Annotated in this window: 17 protein-coding genes; 14 read left to right on the top strand and 3 right to left on the bottom strand. The window is 70.4% G+C overall.

Going from position 1 to position 16,400, the window contains the following annotated elements:
• The first annotated feature begins 49 nt into the window (after positions 1-49).
• Entirely contained in the window at positions 50-412 is a 363-nt protein-coding gene (locus ACFQ6X_RS08020) for a DUF6234 family protein (RefSeq protein ID WP_383177619.1), read from the top strand.
• Positions 413-578: 166 nt separating this feature from the next.
• On the opposite strand, the gene ACFQ6X_RS08015 is transcribed toward ACFQ6X_RS08020, so the two are convergent.
• Positions 579-1,211: an ankyrin repeat domain-containing protein gene (locus ACFQ6X_RS08015; RefSeq protein ID WP_383177616.1), complete on the bottom strand. Its 633-nt coding sequence runs from the start codon at positions 1,209-1,211 to the stop codon at positions 579-581.
• 162 nt (positions 1,212-1,373) lie between these two features.
• On the opposite strand from ACFQ6X_RS08015, the gene ACFQ6X_RS08010 reads away from it, so the two are divergent.
• Positions 1,374-2,249: a septum formation family protein gene (locus tag ACFQ6X_RS08010; RefSeq protein WP_383177613.1), complete on the top strand. Its 876-nt coding sequence runs from the start codon at positions 1,374-1,376 to the stop codon at positions 2,247-2,249.
• Between the two features lie 577 nt (positions 2,250-2,826).
• Here ACFQ6X_RS08010 and ACFQ6X_RS08005 read toward each other — a convergent pair.
• Positions 2,827-3,360, bottom strand: coding sequence for a helix-turn-helix domain-containing protein (locus tag ACFQ6X_RS08005; RefSeq protein WP_383178150.1), 534 nt, complete (start codon positions 3,358-3,360; stop codon positions 2,827-2,829).
• A gap of 196 nt (positions 3,361-3,556) precedes the next feature.
• Here ACFQ6X_RS08005 and ACFQ6X_RS08000 point away from each other — a divergent pair, with 196 nt between their 5' ends.
• The 5 genes from ACFQ6X_RS08000 to ACFQ6X_RS07980 are packed head-to-tail and all read left to right on the top strand — an operon-like array spanning position 3,557 to position 8,913.
• Positions 3,557-5,014, top strand: a complete 1,458-nt coding sequence (locus tag ACFQ6X_RS08000; RefSeq protein WP_383177610.1) for a Na+/H+ antiporter NhaC family protein — start codon at positions 3,557-3,559, stop codon at positions 5,012-5,014.
• A gap of 51 nt (positions 5,015-5,065) precedes the next feature.
• On the top strand, positions 5,066-6,004 hold the full coding sequence (locus ACFQ6X_RS07995; protein WP_383177607.1) for a dihydrodipicolinate synthase family protein: 939 nt from the start codon (positions 5,066-5,068) through the stop codon (positions 6,002-6,004).
• The gene (locus ACFQ6X_RS07990) at positions 5,997-7,199 is read left to right on the top strand and encodes an NAD(P)/FAD-dependent oxidoreductase (protein ID WP_383177604.1); all 1,203 of its coding nucleotides are present in this window, start codon (positions 5,997-5,999) and stop codon (positions 7,197-7,199) included. The genes ACFQ6X_RS07995 and ACFQ6X_RS07990 overlap by 8 nt, the downstream gene beginning before the upstream one ends.
• Positions 7,196-7,486 carry a (2Fe-2S)-binding protein gene (locus ACFQ6X_RS07985; protein ID WP_383177601.1) on the top strand — a complete coding sequence of 97 codons (291 nt, stop codon included), beginning with the start codon at positions 7,196-7,198 and terminating at the stop codon, positions 7,484-7,486. The genes ACFQ6X_RS07990 and ACFQ6X_RS07985 overlap by 4 nt, the downstream gene beginning before the upstream one ends.
• Entirely contained in the window at positions 7,486-8,913 is a 1,428-nt protein-coding gene (locus tag ACFQ6X_RS07980) for an FAD-dependent oxidoreductase (protein ID WP_383177598.1), read from the top strand. The genes ACFQ6X_RS07985 and ACFQ6X_RS07980 overlap by 1 nt, the downstream gene beginning before the upstream one ends.
• Positions 8,914-8,961: 48 nt before the next feature.
• On the opposite strand, the gene ACFQ6X_RS07975 is transcribed toward ACFQ6X_RS07980, so the two are convergent.
• The gene (locus tag ACFQ6X_RS07975) at positions 8,962-10,050 is read right to left on the bottom strand and encodes an alpha/beta fold hydrolase (protein ID WP_383177595.1); all 1,089 of its coding nucleotides are present in this window, start codon (positions 10,048-10,050) and stop codon (positions 8,962-8,964) included.
• A gap of 379 nt (positions 10,051-10,429) precedes the next feature.
• On the opposite strand from ACFQ6X_RS07975, the gene ACFQ6X_RS07970 reads away from it, so the two are divergent.
• From ACFQ6X_RS07970 to ACFQ6X_RS07940, 7 genes are all read left to right on the top strand, one after another.
• Complete coding sequence (locus tag ACFQ6X_RS07970) at positions 10,430-11,527, top strand: ATP-grasp domain-containing protein (protein WP_383177592.1); 1,098 nt, start codon at positions 10,430-10,432, stop codon at positions 11,525-11,527.
• Between the two features lie 103 nt (positions 11,528-11,630).
• Positions 11,631-11,882 carry a hypothetical protein gene (locus ACFQ6X_RS07965; protein ID WP_383177589.1) on the top strand — a complete coding sequence of 84 codons (252 nt, stop codon included), beginning with the start codon at positions 11,631-11,633 and terminating at the stop codon, positions 11,880-11,882.
• Between the two features lie 272 nt (positions 11,883-12,154).
• A complete protein-coding gene (locus tag ACFQ6X_RS07960) occupies positions 12,155-12,643 on the top strand; it encodes a GtrA family protein (RefSeq protein ID WP_383177586.1) in 489 nt (162 codons plus the stop codon).
• 170 nt (positions 12,644-12,813) lie between these two features.
• On the top strand, positions 12,814-13,110 hold the full coding sequence (locus ACFQ6X_RS07955) for a hypothetical protein (protein WP_383177583.1): 297 nt from the start codon (positions 12,814-12,816) through the stop codon (positions 13,108-13,110).
• A 49-nt stretch (positions 13,111-13,159) separates the two neighbouring features.
• Positions 13,160-13,879, top strand: coding sequence for a response regulator transcription factor (locus ACFQ6X_RS07950; protein WP_383178147.1), 720 nt, complete (start codon positions 13,160-13,162; stop codon positions 13,877-13,879).
• Entirely contained in the window at positions 13,863-15,851 is a 1,989-nt protein-coding gene (locus ACFQ6X_RS07945) for a sensor histidine kinase (RefSeq protein WP_383177580.1), read from the top strand. The genes ACFQ6X_RS07950 and ACFQ6X_RS07945 overlap by 17 nt, the downstream gene beginning before the upstream one ends.
• Before the next feature lie 117 nt (positions 15,852-15,968).
• Complete coding sequence (locus ACFQ6X_RS07940) at positions 15,969-16,334, top strand: LPXTG cell wall anchor domain-containing protein (RefSeq protein WP_383177577.1); 366 nt, start codon at positions 15,969-15,971, stop codon at positions 16,332-16,334.
• Positions 16,335-16,400 lie beyond the last annotated feature (66 nt).

Below are 16,400 nucleotides of genomic sequence, written 5' to 3'. Positions count from 1 at the left end.
AGTAGCCGTACTCAGGCGCGAGCGATCGGCTCGGCGCAGCATTGAAGGCATGCTCACATGGGTGGCGGACGCAGTCCTGGCAGTCCTGTTGACCGCACTGGAGGTGGCCGCCCTGGTCGCCCTCTGGTTCGTGGAAGGCCTCAAGCGGTGGGCGGCCGGGGGTAAGCCGGTTGCCGGCTCCGAGTTTCGGCTCTGGCTGGTGCTGACGGCCGGGCCCGCCGGATTGGGAGGGGTCAGTTACGGGGCCGTCCGGGCCGGACTGCCGGCGACCGCCGCCACTCAGGCCCTTGTCGCCGCCGCACTCGCGGGGGTTCTGGTACTGGGGATCGGTACGGAGTACTCCCGATGGGCCGCCCGCTCTTTCCGCAGGCACCGTGCCGGGCGTCGAAATCGTCGCGCCAAGACCTTGTAGCTCCGGATCCCGGGCAAGCACTCAGCCCGGGACGAGTGCTTCCCACTGGTCCCGGGTCGGGCCGTCGTGCTTCGGCGAGAAGTGCTCCCCTTCGCGTCGTGTTGCGGGATGAGCCTACTGCTTGGCGATCTTCGTTCGGGAACCCGCCTCGTAGGGGCGCGGGAACCTACGGTGCCGTACCGGTGTCGTCGACGCCTGCTGCACGCAGCAGGTCGATGACCCTCTCGAACTCCGGCCACGTTTCCGGGTACTTGTTGTTGCCCCACGTACGCGCGAGGCGCACGGCCTTGGCCGTGGGGGCGGCGCCGCGGTCGAGCAGGTGCTGCACCATCTGCGGCCTTCCGGCGGCGGATGCCCATTCGAGGGGCGTCCGGCCCTTCGTCAGCAGATGGATGTCGGAGCCGTGGTCCAGCAGGAGGTCCACGATCTCCGGGCGCCCCGCGGTGGATGTCACGGTGAACATCAGGGCGTTGCCGTACCGGGCCGGTGTGTCGGGGTGAACGCCGGCACCGAGCAGGGTGGCGACCATGTCCGTGCGGCCGTTCGAAGCGGCCGAGGTCAGTGGCGTGAGTTCGCCGTAGTCGTGCACAGCCTGGTGCGGATCCGCGCCGGCCCCGATGAGCACGCGCACCACCTCTGCGTGTCCTCGCCGCACCGCGATGTCCAGGGCCGTGAGTCCGCGCCCGCCCTTCTTCGGGGCGTCCACGGGAACCCCCTCGGCCAGGAGTCGCGCCACCTGGCTCGAATCGCCGTCCTCCGCTGCCCGAACCAGCCGGTCCACCGCACTCTCGCTGCCCATTTCTTGATCATCCCGGGTTGCCGTGCCGAGGGAAAGGAGTGCCTCACAACCGGAGACCGTCAGCACCGCGTCCGAGGCCGGGGCCCCGCACAGAGTGGTCACAGAAGTGCCATACGATGCGCACACCAGCTCGTAAGTTCTCCGTTTGAGGATGCACACGTCATGTCTTTCGGTGCCACGTCCCGTTCCCTGCGCGGTATATCTGTTGTCGTCGCCCTTCTCGCGGTCGGTGCGGCGGGATGCGCCGATGCCATCGACAGCGCCAAGGACGGCGCGAAGAAGGTTGCACGCCAGCGCTCGGTCTTCTCGCTCGCCCCCGGCGACTGCTACAACCCGAACAGCAAGGCCGAGACCGAGGAATTCGCGATCGAGATCGTGCCGTGCGAGGAGGCCCACGAGGGCCAGGTCGTCGGCGAGTTCACGATCGACGACAAGGGTGCCTACCCGGGTGACGACGAGGTCGCGGTGATCGCCGACGAACGATGCCCCGTCGAGGCGCAGAAGTTCGCCCCGGACAACTGGGCGCTGCCCGCAGGCGTCGACGTCTTCTACTACCACCCCACCAAGGAGAGCTGGGCGACGGGCGACCGCGGTGTGAGCTGCGCCTACACCAAGGACTCGGGCAAGCTGTCCGGCTCGCTGAAGAGCGCCCCTCTCAAGGCCGACCAGCTCGCGTACCTCAAGGGTTCGAACGGCGTCTACGACGCCCTGTGGATGAACCAGCCCGAGGCCGACCAGATCGAGAACGACCTCCCCGGGTACAAGAAGCAGGCCAAGGCGGTCGCCGCCGCGCTGGACGCCCACCTCAAGGGTCTGCGGAACATCGAGCAGCCGGAGACCGGCAAGCTGCGCGTCAAGCTGGAGAAGGCCGCCGGGGACTGGAAGAAGGCCGCATCGGCCGCCGACACGGACGCCTTCTACATCGCCTATGACGTGGCCTTCACCGGCATCGACCCGAGCAAGACGGTCGCCGCCCGCAAGGAATTGAACCTCGCCACGACGGTCCCGGCCGACGAGGCCGAGGTCTGGGCGGGCTGACCTCCTCGCCGCCGCAGGAACGACAGGCCCTGGTGCATCGCCCCGCACCAGGGCCTGTCCGCGTCCCACCGCGCCTTGTGGCACAGGTGCCCGGTGGCTGTACGGAGCCGCCGCGCGCGGGTCCCGGCAGCGGGAATCGCACCCGCTCCGCCTTCAGTACGGTCAGTGGTCCAGACTCGGGCACCAGTCGTCGCGGCCTGCGAGGTCTGGTCGAGGAGGTGCCACACGGGGCCAGGAGGCCGATGCTCCACTGGTCGATATCGGCGGCCGTGCGTGGGCGGGTGGAGTGCCCGGGTCGAACTGAACGTGCTGTCGCCGCGGCTGAGAAGCCGGTGCCGGCGCCGGCCGCGGCGGCCGATCCGCCACCTCTTGGTGGAGAACGGAATTGCCACCGCCGAGAAGATCGACCGCCATTCCGGCGAATGTCGCCACCGGAAGCCTCGACCTGGCCACGCCCCGATGATCTCCGCGTGGGGACGCCTCCCGTAGCCCCCTCCACCGCCCGGCCCGCCCGAACCTGGCGCTCGGATGCCCCGTTCGGCGGGCGTCGTGGCCCCGAGGGCCGTTGGATGTCTCGTCAGGGCGTGGGTGGCGTCACCGACGCCAGGTAGGTCGCCACCTCGCCCGCGTTGTTGGAGTAGCGGTGGGGCAGTGTGGCGTCGAAGGTCAGCGCCTCGCCCGCCTGCACTTCGAAACGCTGATCGGCGACGTGTACCGTGACCGTGCCGGTGATGACGTAGGCACACTCGACCGCTACATGGCTCCACGGCTCGTGGCTGGAGGCATGGCCCGGCTCGAGCGTGCCGAGCAGGACTTCGAGCTGACCGTTGCTCGGGGTCAGGCGCTCGTACTGGACGAGGCCCTTCGGCATGAGCAGGCGGGAACGTTCGTCGGGGCGGCTGTGGTGAGCCGTGAGCGGGGCTTGCTCATGGAACAGCGAGGCCGCCGACGGGCCGAAGGCCGTACTCAAGGCCCGGAGGGTCTTGAGACTGGGCTCGCGGATGCCCCGCTCCACCTGACTGAGCAGGGTCGCCGACAGGCCGGTCTGCGCCGCGAGATCGCGCAGGCTGAGCCCCGCCTCCGTCCGCAGCGTGCGTAGCTGGTCTCCCATCACGGCGGACAGCCTATCCGAGCCGTGCATCCTTGTGCACTCTTGTACACCCCTGGGCGTGAGCCCTTGAGGGTGTCGGCACGTTTGCGCAGAAGAATCAACGGTTGACAGTCGAAGCATCGTGCACTTTTGTGTACCTGTGTAAATAAGTACACACCCACGCTGTTCTCAATGTTGTGGAAAGTGGTTCATCGCCATGAGCGCTGACAGACATCTGGTCTTCCGCGGAGGAAAGGCACTGGCGTTCGTGCCGGTCCTCGTGTTCCTCGGGTTCTGCGTCGTCTTCTTCGTCGTGTTCAAGACGTTCGACATGACCGCCCTCGCTGCGGGAGGTGTCGTCGCGCTGCTCGTCGGCGCGCCCTTCGCCAAGCCGTATTCGGCGTACTGGTCCGCCGTGACCAGGGGGATCGGATCGTCCACCGCGGTCACGATCGTGATGATCCTGTTCTGCGTGGGGCTGATGTCCGCCCTGATCAAGGAGACCAACGTCTCCGGCGGGTTCGTGTGGCTCGCCGAGCACCTCGGCGTCGACGGCGGCACCTTCACGCTGTTCACGTTCGTCGCGGTGTGCATCATCTCGATGTCGACGGCGTCGTCCATCGGGACGATGTTCACGGCGTTTCCGATCTTCTACCCGGCCGGCGTGTTCCTCGGCGCCGAGCCGGCGTTCCTCGCGGCCGCGGTCATCTCCGGCGCGATCTTCGGGGACAACGTCGCACCGATCTCCGACACGACCGTCATCTCGTCGTCGACGCAGACGTTCCGCCGAAAGTCCGGCACCACCGATATCGCCGGTGTCGTGCGGAGTCGCGCTCGCTTCGCCTTCACCGCTGCGGCCCTCGCGGCCGTCGGGTTCTTCGTGCTGGGATCGTCGGGCCACTCGGGCGATTCTGCGCACTCGCAGGAGTTGCTGGAGCAGGCCGCCGACCCGCTCGCCCTCGTGATGCTCATCCCCGTCGCGCTCATGCTCACCGTGGCGCTGCTCACCCGCGACATCTTCAAGGCGGTCACGGTCGGGCTGGCGACCGGGATCGTCACCGGCCTCGCCTCGGGTCTGCTGACCCCCGAGGGCGTCATCGGCGTCCACGACGGGGCGCCGACCGGATTCCTGATCTCGGGCGTCGGCGACATGCTCAGCGTGATCGCTCTGGTGGTGGCCGTGTTCGGCATCATGGGCATACTCACCGACGCGGGCATCCTCGACTGGCTCGTGAGCGCCCTCACCGGCAGCCGGCTGTCCCGCACCCCGCGCGGTGCGGAGTTCGCGATCGGCATCGGGGTCTCGGTCACCACGCTGCTGTTCGGCGGAGTGAACTCGGCCGCGATGCTCACGTTCGGCCCGGTCGCCGACAAGATCGGCGCACGCGTCGGCCTGCACCCGTACCGCCGAGCGGTCGTCATGGACTGCTTCGCGATGGGAATCGCCGCCATCGTCCCCGTCCTCAGTGCCTATCTGTTCATCGGCGCGCAGCTCACGACCGGGATCAAGGGCGTTCCCGCCCTGGCCACGACGGAGATCTTCGTCGCGATGCTCTACCCGCTCGTCCTCACCGTCGTCCTGGTCGTGGCGGCCGCGACGGGCTGGGGCCGCCGTTTCGAAGGCCCGGACGGCGTCGAACTGAAGCGACCCGAGAGCACGCCGGCCGCGGCCTGACCAGCACACACCCGTAAGACCACCACCGGCCGACCGGCCACTGGAGCACCCATGGATCGCAACACAGTCGAGTGGCGCGGCTACATCCCCGCCATCACCACACCGTTCACCCGCGAGGGCGAGCTCGACATCGACGCGCTGCACGTGCAGATCGCCTGGCTCGTCGACGAGGGCATCCAGGGCGCGATCCTGGCCGGCACCAGCGGCGAGTGGTTCTCCCTGTCCGCGAAGGAGCGCGCCGGGCTGTTCGCGGCGGGCGCCGAACACCGCAGCGGCGCCTTCCCGGTCCTCGGCGCCTGCAATGCGTTCACCCCGCAGGAGGCGATCGCCCATGCCCGCGCGGCGGAGGCGGCCGGCCTCGACGGCATCCTCCTCACCCCGCCGCCCTACATCGTGCCCAACAACAAGGAGATCGTCGCGTTCTACCGGGCGGTGAGCGATGCCACCGACATCCCGATGACCGTGTACAACTGGCCGCGCGGCTGCGTCGTGGACATGGGCGTGGAACTGCTGACCGAACTCGCGCAGATCGAGAACGTCGTCGCGATCAAGAACTCGACGGGAGACTTCGCGAGCTTCCTCGCCGGTATGTACGCCCTGGAGGGCGAGGTGCGGTACTTCGGCCTGCCCACCAACGCGCTCGGCGCCGACCTCGCGATACTCGGCCACGGCGACGGTCTGATGGGAACGGGCGGCATCCTCGGCCGCGACCAGGCCGACTTCTGGAACGCCGTCGACGCCGGGGACCGGGAGCGCGCGATCCAGCTGGGCAAGAAGGACCGCGTGTACATGGACGCGTGGTTCCGTCCCGACTACGGCGTGCAGTTCGGCAACCAGCAGGCGATCGTCAAGACCGCGCTGCGACTGCGTGGCATCCCCGCGGGATTCGTGCGGGCGCCGCTCCTCGAGCTCACACCGGACGAGGTCGCCCGCGTCGAGGTGACCCTGCGCGAACTCGGCATCGACACGCTCCCCCTCACCGATGACTGAGCGGTACGACGTCGTTGTCGTCGGCGGCGGGCTGCTCGGCTGCCTCACGGCGTGGATGGCCGCCCGCGACGGCGCGCATGTGCTCCTGGTCGACAAGGATCAGGTGAACCAGCACGCTTCGGGCCAGAACGCCGGGAGCCTGCACTTCCAGCTCGAGTACCGGATGATCGAGGCCGGCGAGGAGGCAGCACGCGTCGCCGCGGAGGCGATGCCGCTCCACCTGGACGCCGCCGCGATGTGGGCGCGCCTGGAGGACGAGATCGGGGAGTCACTCGGCGTGCGCCAGACAGGCGGGCTCATGGTTGCCGAGAACGCCGACCAGGTCAGGACGCTCGAGTTCAAGGCAGAGCTGGAACGCTCCTGGGGCCTCGATGTGCGCACACTCGATCGCGCCGAGCTCGACGACGTCGCACCGTACCTCTCACAGGACATCGTCGCAGCCAACTTCAGCCCCCTGGAAGGAAAGGCGGACGCCCGCATCGCCGCTCCCGCGGTCGGCCGCGCGGCCGTCGCCGCCGGGGCGACCGTGATCACACGCTCCCGCCTGGTCGGCGCGCGTCGCGTTCCGACCGGATGGGACGTCGCCCTCCGGGAGACGGACCGCACGGGGGACGAACGGGCCCGCACCGTCCGAACCGCCGCGGTCGTGCTCGCCGCCGGTGTGTGGACGACGGAGCTCGGCCGGGTCTTCGACTCCGAGCTCCCCACCGTCCCCCTCGCTCTCACGATGACCGTCACCTCGAAGATTCCCAGGTTCATCCCCCACCTCGTTCAGCACACAGGCGCGCGCCTGTCGCTCAAGCAGTCGCTCGACAACACGGTCCTCATCGGCGGCGGGTGGCCGGCACGACTGATGAGGGACGCTCACGGCGCCCCGGCGTTCGACCGCAAGCACCAGCTGATCCCGCAGTCGATCGCCGGCAACGCGCGGGCGGCCGTGAAGACCGTGCCCGCACTGGAGAGGGTCCCCGCTGTGCGCAGCTGGGTCGGCACGACCACGGTGGCACCCGACCAGCTTCCGCTCGTCGGCGCGGTCAAGAACGCGCCCGGGGTGTTCGTCGCCACCGGCGGATCGGCGTTCACTCTCGGGCCGAGCTTCGCGCGGGTGCTGACCGGACTCATCGCCGGGCGCTCACCCGATATCGACCTCGCACCGTACGACCCGGCCCGCTTTGCGGAAGGGAGCACCTCATGACCACGGACGACGCCTGGCGTCGCACCACGAAGGAGCGCGGCGACGCCGTGACGATCGGTGTGGACGGCGAGCCGGTTCGCGCCTGTACGGGCGAGACGGTGGCCGGCGCCATGCTCGCCGAAGGGGTCCCGTTCGATCGAGACCGCAACGGAGCGCCCCGGGCGCCGCTGTGCAACATGGGGACGTGCTTCGAGTGCGCCGCCACCGTCGACGGCCGGCCGATGACCCGCACCTGCCTGGTCCCCGTGCGCGAGGGCATGGTCATCGTGACGTCAGGGAGGCTGTGATGTTCGATCTCGCGATCGTCGGAGCGGGTCCGGCGGGCATGTCCGCGGCTCTCACCGCGGCCGGTCATGGTCTGACGGTCGTCGTCATCGACGAGCAGCAGCGAGCGGGCGGGCAGATCTTCCGTCAGCCGCCCGAGGCCTTCACCGGAAGCGTCCTGCATCCCACCGCCGGCTACGGCTGGGCCACCGAGCTCATCCGGCGGTTCGAGGAAGACCCGCGACTGACGACGGAATTCGGCTGGTCGGCGATCGGTGTGCTGCACGACGAGGAGGAGCCGGGCGATCTGCGTGTGGCGATCAACCACCCGGAACACGGCACTCGCATGATCGGCGCGCGGCGGCTGCTGATCGCCACCGGCGCCTACGACCTCCCCGTCGCCTTCCCGGGCTGGACGCTGCCCGGCGTCATGACTGCCGGCGGTGTCCAGACCCTCGTCAAGGCGCAGAGGATCGCTCCCGTCGGCGACGTCGTGCTGGCCGGGGCACATCCGCTGCTGCTGCTCGTGGCCGACCTGCTCGTCCGCGACGGCGTTCCGGTGCGCGAGGTCGCGTTCGCTCAGAGCATCCCGACGCCGACGGACATGCTCCGCGCACTCGGCGCCGTACCCGGTCATCTGCGGATGCTCGCGGAGACGGGCGCAATCGTGGCGCGGCTGGTGCGCAAGGGTGTCCGGGTCTCGCCCCGGACCATCGTGACGGCCGCCCACGGCACGGAACACGTCTCCGGCATCGAGCTCGCCCGGGTCGACCGGAAGTGGAGGGTGTCGGGCGCGCCCCGCGAGGTCGCGGCATCGCACCTCGTGCTCGGGTACGGCTTCTCCGCGTCGACGGAACTCGCCCGCCAGATCGGATGCGAGCTCGCCTTCGACTCGCCACGCGGCGGTTGGGTGGTCGAACACGACGAACGACTGCGGACATCCGTCCCCGGAGTGTTCGTCGCCGGCGAGCCCACGGGCGTCGCCGGAGCCGACCGGTCCTGCGCCGAGGGTGCTCTCGCGGGTCTCGGGATCGCCGCGGACCTCGGCTGCCCCGTGCCCCCCGCGGAGTTCGCCGAAGCGGAACGCGGCATCCGAAGAGCGACACGATTCTCCACCGTGGTGCAACAGATGTTCGAACCGGTTCGTGAGGCACTCGGAGACCTCGCGACGCGAGAAACCACCGTCTGCCGATGCGAATTGGTCACACGCGGCGCGATCGACGACTTCCTCGAATCATCGCCGTTCGTCAGCGACGTCAATGCCGTCAAGCTCTCCTGCCGCGCAGGCATGGGCCCCTGCCAGGGACGCTACTGCGAGAGCGGCGTCGGCACGGTCCTTGCGTCGGCACGCGACCAGCCGATCGGGCTCGGCGGACGCTTCTCCGCCCACCTGCCGATCAAACCTGTGCCCGTCGGGGACCTCCGAGGCCTCGACTCGGCCGCCGAGTAGTCCGCATCGGTGTGGGCCCGACCCGGTGGTCACACGAACACCACCCGCTCAGGTGGCGCTCCGCTCGCTCGCCTCGCGCAGGTTGCGGTCGACCGCGCGGTCGTACGCCGCGTCCGGAGCGCCGCCCGGGCTGCCCGGGCGGCCGCTGCGCAGGAGTTCGCGCCAGCGTTCCTGGCTCCAGTCCGCAGGGGCCGTGGTGCGCATGAAGTCCTCGACCAGGATGCGGAAGCGGACCGGGTCGGCGTGGAAGGGGAAGTGGCCCGCACCTTCGAAGATCTCCAGGCGGCTGCCGGGCATGGCCGCGTGGGCCCCGTAGGCGTGCTGGACGGGGACCACACTGTCCCGGGATCCCCACAGCAGCAGAGTGGGCATGCCCTGGGTCAGGTAGCAGCGGTCCAGCATGGTGACCACCTGGCCCCGCCAGTCGACCACCGCCCGCAGCGTGCTGATGAAGGCGCTGCGGGACGTGGCGTCGGGGAGGGCGTCCACGAGGTGGAGCAGCTCTCCGGCGTCCTGGCCCAGGTCGGTGTCGAGCAGTTTGATCATCCGCGTGAAGAGGCCGACCTGGCTGCGCATGCCGGGCAGGCGCAGCGTGGACAGCATCAGGTCGGCGCCGGGCAGGGACACCGCCCGCAGGACCGGGTTGACCTCGCGTCCCACCCCGCCCGCGCTCACGAGGATCAGCCGGTCGGTGCGCTCGGGGTACTGGTACGCGAACTGCATGGCCACGCCCCCGCCGAGCGAGTGGCCGACCAGGGTGGCGCGTTCGATGCCGAGGACGCCCAGGAGGTCCCGGATCCCGTTCGCGTAGGCGGCCACCGAGTAGTCCGCCCTGGGTTTGTCCGAGGCGCCGTGGCCGAGGAGGTCCGGGGCGATCACCGTGTGGTTGCGGGCCAGGTCGGGGATGAGGTCGGCCCAGGTCGCGGAGGAGTCACCGATGCCGTGGATGAGCAGGATCGCGGGGCCCGACCCGGCCATCCGGTACGCGCGGCGGTAGCCGTGGATCACGCGGTGGCGCAGGGGGACGTCGTGCTCGCCCTGTTCCGCGACCGGGTGCAGACCGCTCGCTCGGGACGGGGACAGGGCGGGCGACGGGGACAGGGACGTTCCTGGTTCGGGGTGGGGTGCGCCGGCCATGGATCGCCTCCGGTTCCTCCGATCGGACGGTGCCCGGATCGGACGGTCTTCTTCTCCGACAAGTCCCGGTCTTCATCGGACCGTCTTCTGCTCGGACGATTCCTGAGCGAGCGTAGAAAACTCCGGATCCCAGGCGGTTTCCGGGACGTTTCAGGCAGCGATCGAAGTGGTGGGCGCACGCGGGACCGGTGCGGCCGGGAGGTGGGGGAACCCGTAACACGCGCGTAGCAGTCGCGGGCGTCGGCGCCCCCTATGATCGCCCCAGCACGCCCTCCGCCGACGACTTCCCCTCGTCGGCCGTGGTGCCGTGTGTCTCCCTCTCCCCGACCGGGTACGGCCGACGCGCCGCCCTGCCCGCGACCCCTGGAAGGCGGCCTGAATGGTCTCTCCCGTACGTATATGGCTCAACCGCACGTACGCGGAGAACGTCTTCTTCATCGATCAGCTCCGAGAAAATCCGGAGAAGCGGCCGGTCGCGATTCATGCCACCCACGGGGATCCCGACTCCCCCGTACTCGCGGCCGCCGACACCGCCGCGCCCGAACCCGAGGGGCTCTCCCCCGCCGGCTACGTCGAGTTCGCACTGGACCAGTGCGCCAGGCGTGCCGTCGACGTCTTCGTTCCCGTCCTTCACCAGGCGGCGATCTCCGCGCACCGTGAGGAGTTCGCAGCACTCGGTACCACGCTGATCGCCCCGCCGGCGGAAGCCTCCGCTCTCTTCCACGACAAGGCGACCGCGTACGAGACGGTCGCGGCGGCCGGAATACCCGTGCCTCCGTGGTGGCGGGTACGTACCGAGGACGAGCTGCTCGCGGCAGTCGACGCGATCGAGGCCGATGGCGGCAAGGCCTGCTTCAAGCCGGCTGCCGGTGCGGGCGGCGTCGGTTTCCGTATCGTCACCCGGGCCCCGTTCTCCCTGCTCCACCTGGGCGGGTTCCCGAGCCCGTACGTACCGCTGGACCTGATCGTCGAGGCCCTGCGCCGCAGCGACCGGTCCGTGGACTGGCTCGTGATGCCGCGCCTGGACGAGCCGGAGGTGTCCGTCGACTGTCTCACCGGGCCGGACGGCGGGGTGCGGATGGCTGTGGGGCGTACGAAGAACGGGCGCCGTCGCGGGTTCACGCTCCGCCCGGCATGGATCGAACCCGCCCGGCTGATCGCCCACACGTTCGGGCTGCATTGGCTGACGAACATCCAGTTCCGTGTGTACGAGGGCCGGCCCGTCCTGATGGACGTCAACACGCGCCCGGCCGGCGGACTGCACCAGCTGTCCCAGTGCGGCCTGAACGCGCCCTGGGCGGCGGTGAGTCTGGCGCTCGGCAACGACCCCGGCGATCTGACCCCGGGCTTCCTGGGCGAGGACTACTCCGTGATCGCGGGGCCGCGTGCGCTCCGGCCGGTGGTACTGCCCGGCCAGCGGTCGGAGGAGCCCGGCATCGGCCTCCCGGCACCCGGCGAAGTCCCGGCGACACTCTGACGTACTCCACACGGCACCTCGGGGGACCCGAACCCTCGGACCCGGACCCGGCCTGTCATAAATTGCCTTGCCTGTGCGGGGGCGACTCGCCAGGCTGGGGCGCATGCCGGGACAGCGGAAGCGTAAACGGGAGGCAGCCGGGCGGGCTTTGGCGGACCCCGGTCGTGCGGGGCGCTGGGAAGTCGTCTTCGAGACCCAGGACGAAGCCGAGTGGCGTGCGTACGCGCGCCGTGTCCGGGACCGGCGGGAGACCGTCGACCCGTCGACGCTCCGCCTCGACACCCTGTGCGGGCGTTCGGTGCAGCCGACCACCTACCGGCTGAGCAGGTTCGTGCCCTGTGACGACCGCCCTTAGCGGTCGCCGCAGGGGTGTCCCAGTACTCGGCGACCATGTCTGACCCAGCCCCGCCCAAGGGATTTTCGACCCGGATTCCACCCTGCCGCCGCACCGTGGGACCAGTGATCCATTCCGCCGTCGCGCCACCCACTGGGGGGTATCTCCCAGGGACCACTGGGGGATACCCCCCATCGAAGTCGGGGACCACCCGGGTCGTTCGGATGACGCGCTGTCCCTAGGTTCTGAGGTGGAATCGAAGCACCGTCCCAGAACACCTCCGGAGGCTCCCCGTGACCGCCCCCTCGCCCCGACTCGACGATCGGCCGACGCGCACAGCACGCTCGCTCGTCGCGGCCTTCGTGCGTTTCGTCGTCTGCGGCGGCGGCGTGGGGCTTGCCTCCAGCGGGGTGCTCGTCCTGCTCAGCGGGTCGATGCCGATGATGGTCGCCAACGCGATCGTCACCGTCGTCTCGACCGTGATCGCGACCGAGCTGCACAGCAGGGTCTCGTTCCGGAGCGATCGCAGGGGTTGGGGCGTCCACCTGCAGTCCGGGCTGACGGTGGCCGTGAGTTATGCGTTCACCACCGGGGCGCTGCTCGTTCTGCACGCCGTGCACTCCTCGCCCTCGGCGCTGCTGGAGCAGGGTGTCTACCTGTCGGCCTCCGCGTTGGCCGGGGTGGGGCGCTTCGCGCTGCTTCGGGTCGTCGTCTTCGCGCAGTCCGCGGCGCCCGCGAAGGATGCCGCACTCGGCAGGGCCTCCGTGGCCATGGCCGCGTGAGACGACGGCACACCCGCGGTGTCCCGCCCGGTGTTGCTCCCCCGCCCCGCCGCCCCTCCCGAGGAACGATGACATACCCATCATGACAGGTCAGGCCGTGTTTTCGTAGGACGAACAGCACGGTCCCCAAACCTTGTTGGGCACCTGGGCCGACTCCCAGAATCACCCTCATGAATCACTCCGAGAACGTCGATCACGACGCGGTGCTGCGCGCACGGATGCTGCTGCTCGGATCCGGAAGGATCAACATCGACGAGTCGCGCACCTATCTGTTCGTCGACCGCGTGCGCCCCCTGTTCGACGAGGGGGTGGCCCTCACCCGCCGACTGGCCGAGGTGGACGGGGCACAGGGCCGCGCCCCGCTCGCCCGGGCCCTGACGGATCGGTCGACCCTGCTGATCGCGGGGAAGCAGTACGGCGGGGCGCTGGCCGACTTCCGGGCGGCCGTCGACCTGCTCGACCGGTGAGGCAAGCCGCAGAACAGGCTCCTCTACGATCGACCGCGTGTGCGCAAACGTGATAGTCGCGGAAGACGACGCGAAGCAGGCCGAACTCGTACGCCGCTACCTCGAACGTGAAGGGCACGCGGTCACGGTGGTGGCGGACGGCCTCGCGGCGCTCGAGCAGGTCCGGCAGGGCACGCCGGACCTGCTCGTCCTCGACGTGATGATGCCGAGAGCCGACGGCCTGGACGTCATACGCGTGCTGCGCGCCGAGGAAAGGGAGTTGGCCGTTCTCATGCTGACCGCACGGGCCACGGAGGACGATCTGCTGCTCGGCCTCGACCTGGGCGCGGACGACTACATGACCAAGCCGTACAGTCCGCGCGAGCTGATGGCCAGGGTGCGTACCCTCCTGCGGCGTACCCATCGGGGTGCGGGCGAAGGCGGCCCGGGCGAGGGCGGGGTGCTGCGGGTGGGGGCACTCGCCGTCGATCCCGTACGTCACGAAGTGGCGGCCGACGGGGTACGGATCGAGTGCACGCCGGGCGAGTTCCGGCTGCTCGCCGCGATGGCCGCCGAACCCGACCGTGTCTTCACACGGGAGCAACTGCTGGCGGAACTCCACGGGTTCGACCGGTACATCAGCAGCCGCACCGTCGATGTGCACATCATGAACCTGAGGAAGAAGATCGAGCGCGCACCCCGCCGCCCGGTCCGGCTGCTCACCGTGTTCGGCGTCGGCTACAAGCTGACGGATCCGATGAAGGGTGCCTCGCGTGCGCCGGGCCGGTGAGAGCGACCGGCACCGACTGCCGCTCCGCAAGAGCCTGCTGGGCCGTCTGCTGGCCGTGTCGGCGCTCGTCGCGGCCTGTTCGGTCGCCGCGACCGCGTGGCTGGCCGTGCAGACCACATCCGGCGCGATCGAGCAGGAGCAGGGTCAGAACCTCACCGCCGACACCCGTATCCACGACACCCTGCTCGGCTACGCGGCGGCGCACCCCACCTGGGACGGTGTCGGGGCCACGGTGCGCGAGCTGGCCGACGATTCGGGCCGGCGGATCACGCTGACGACGCAGAGCCGGGGAATCCTCGCCGACTCCGCCGACGGTTCCCCTCCCCCACCCGCCCTGCCTCCCCAGGCATCGGCGGTCGTGGATCCCATGTCCGTGGACGCCGCCCTGTCGTCCGGGGCCGGATCCGCGACGGTCTCCGTGGGCATGAGGTCCCGCAGCGACCGTGTCGACCCCCGCGCCGTCGGACCGTTCCGGCTGCCCGACGCCGAGCGGGCGTCGCTGCGCCGCACCGCCGAAGAGGTCGCACAGTGCCTCAACCGGTCCGGCATCGCCTCGGACGTCGTCGAGGGGCCGAGCGGGCGGCCCCGTATCCAGGACGTGGGCAACGATCCCGACCGCCTGCAGGGCACCCGGTGCACGACGGAAGACCTGGACCGCCCCACCCCCACCGAGGAGAAGGCGCTCAGCGCTCTGAGCCGGCTGGCCAACGCCTGTCTGAGCCGGCAGAGCCGCGAGCCCGTCCGGCTCGGCCTCGACCTCTCCTGGGACACGGCCGGCGAGCCCTTCCCGGTGTCGGAGACCGCCGTCCCGACGCCGGTGCCGAGCGGGCCCCCTCGGGAGGCCCGGGTGGCTCCGTCCCCCGAACCCACGGCCCTCACCAGTGAGAACGACCGGGCCATCGCCTCGTGCGTCGCCGTCGCGCGCCGCGAACAGCTCAGCTCCTACGTCGCCCCGCCCGCACTGCTGTTCATCAGCGACCCCGGCGGCGGCGCCGTTCCCGCATTCGACCTGTCGCCCGCGAACACCGCCAGGATCACGGGGGTCGCGGCGCTCGTCCTCGCACTGACCGTGGGCGCCTCCGTGCTCGCCGGGGCCCGGCTCGTACGACCGCTGCACGCGCTCACGGGAGCCGCCCAGCGAATGCGCGACGGCGAGGACTCGGCACCCGTGGTGGTCGCGGCGGACAACGAGATCGGCCGGCTGGCCGCCGCTTTCAACGACATGTCCGCGCACCGCGCACGGCTGGAGGAGCAGCGCAAGGTGATGGTCAGCGACGTCGCCCACGAACTGCGTACGCCGTTGAGCAATATCCGCGGCTGGCTGGAGGGCGCCCAGGACGGGATCGCCGAGCCCGACGCCACGTTCATCTCCTCGCTCCTGGAGGAGGCGGTGCAGTTGCAGCACATCATCGACGACCTCCAGGACCTGTCGGCGGCGGATGCGGGGGTACTGCGCCTGCACCCCGAGCCGGTACGGATCGAGGAACTGCTCGCCCATGTCGCCGCGGCCCACCAGGCGCAGGCCGACGCGGCGGAGGTCGCTCTGACGGTGGCCGCCTCGACCGCCGGGGCACCCCTTCCTGCGCTCACCGCCGATCCGGTGCGGCTGCGGCAGGCCATGGGCAACCTGGTCTCCAACGCCGTACGCCACACCCCGGCGGGCGGGCGGGTCACACTGCGCGCCTACGCCACCGGGCACGAGGAGGCGCGGGTGGCCCTGGAGGTCGCCGACACAGGCAGCGGTATCCCGCCGGAGGATCTGCGGTACGTCTTCGACCGCTTCTGGCGCGCCGAGAAGTCCCGCAGCAGGCGCACGGGAGGCAGCGGGCTGGGTCTGGCCATCGTCCGCAAGCTCGCCGAGGCGCATGGCGGGACGGCCGACGTCGTCAGCACGGTAGGTGAGGGATCGGTCTTCACTCTGAGGCTGCCCCCGGCGGTCCCCGATCCCGGGGACGCGGCCCTGATGCGATGAACACAGCGTCCTGACAGCTTCCTCATAACTTCACTCCAGTCTGTCGGCATGTCCGGCGCCCGATGCGCATTCGCGTGCGGGCCCCACCAAGGCCGGGCTGGAATCGGAGTCCTTCACATGTCCCCTCGTTCGACCCTGCGCACCGCAGTCCTCACCGCCGTCGCCACGGGCGCGGTCCTCGTCCCGTCGACCGCGGCCGTCGCGGACGACGCCACCCCGAAGCCGGTGCCGACCGCCGCGGAGCGCACCGCCACACCCAGCCCCGCGCCCGAAGCGGCCGAGCCCTCCGCGGCCCCTGCCCCTGCCGAAAAGTCCAGGAGCAGGGTGACGCCTCGGGGCGGCGTCGCCGCCGGTGAGCGTGCGGCCACGGAGACAGGCGGCGGCAGCACGGCGCTGTACGGCTCGGCGGCGGGGGCGGTCCTGCTGGCCGGCGCCGGCACGTTCGTGCTGCGCCGCCGCTCCGCCGCACACCGCAACGGCTGACCTGCCACCGGGTGGCGCCGCTCCGTGTGACGGGGCGGCGCCACCTGCTGTTCCCTCTGATCCCCT

It is taken from the genome of Streptomyces sp. NPDC056452 (assembly GCF_042796085.1).
Classification (GTDB): Bacteria; Actinomycetota; Actinomycetes; order Streptomycetales; family Streptomycetaceae; genus Streptomyces.
This window is presented reverse-complemented; position numbering and strand designations above follow the sequence as displayed.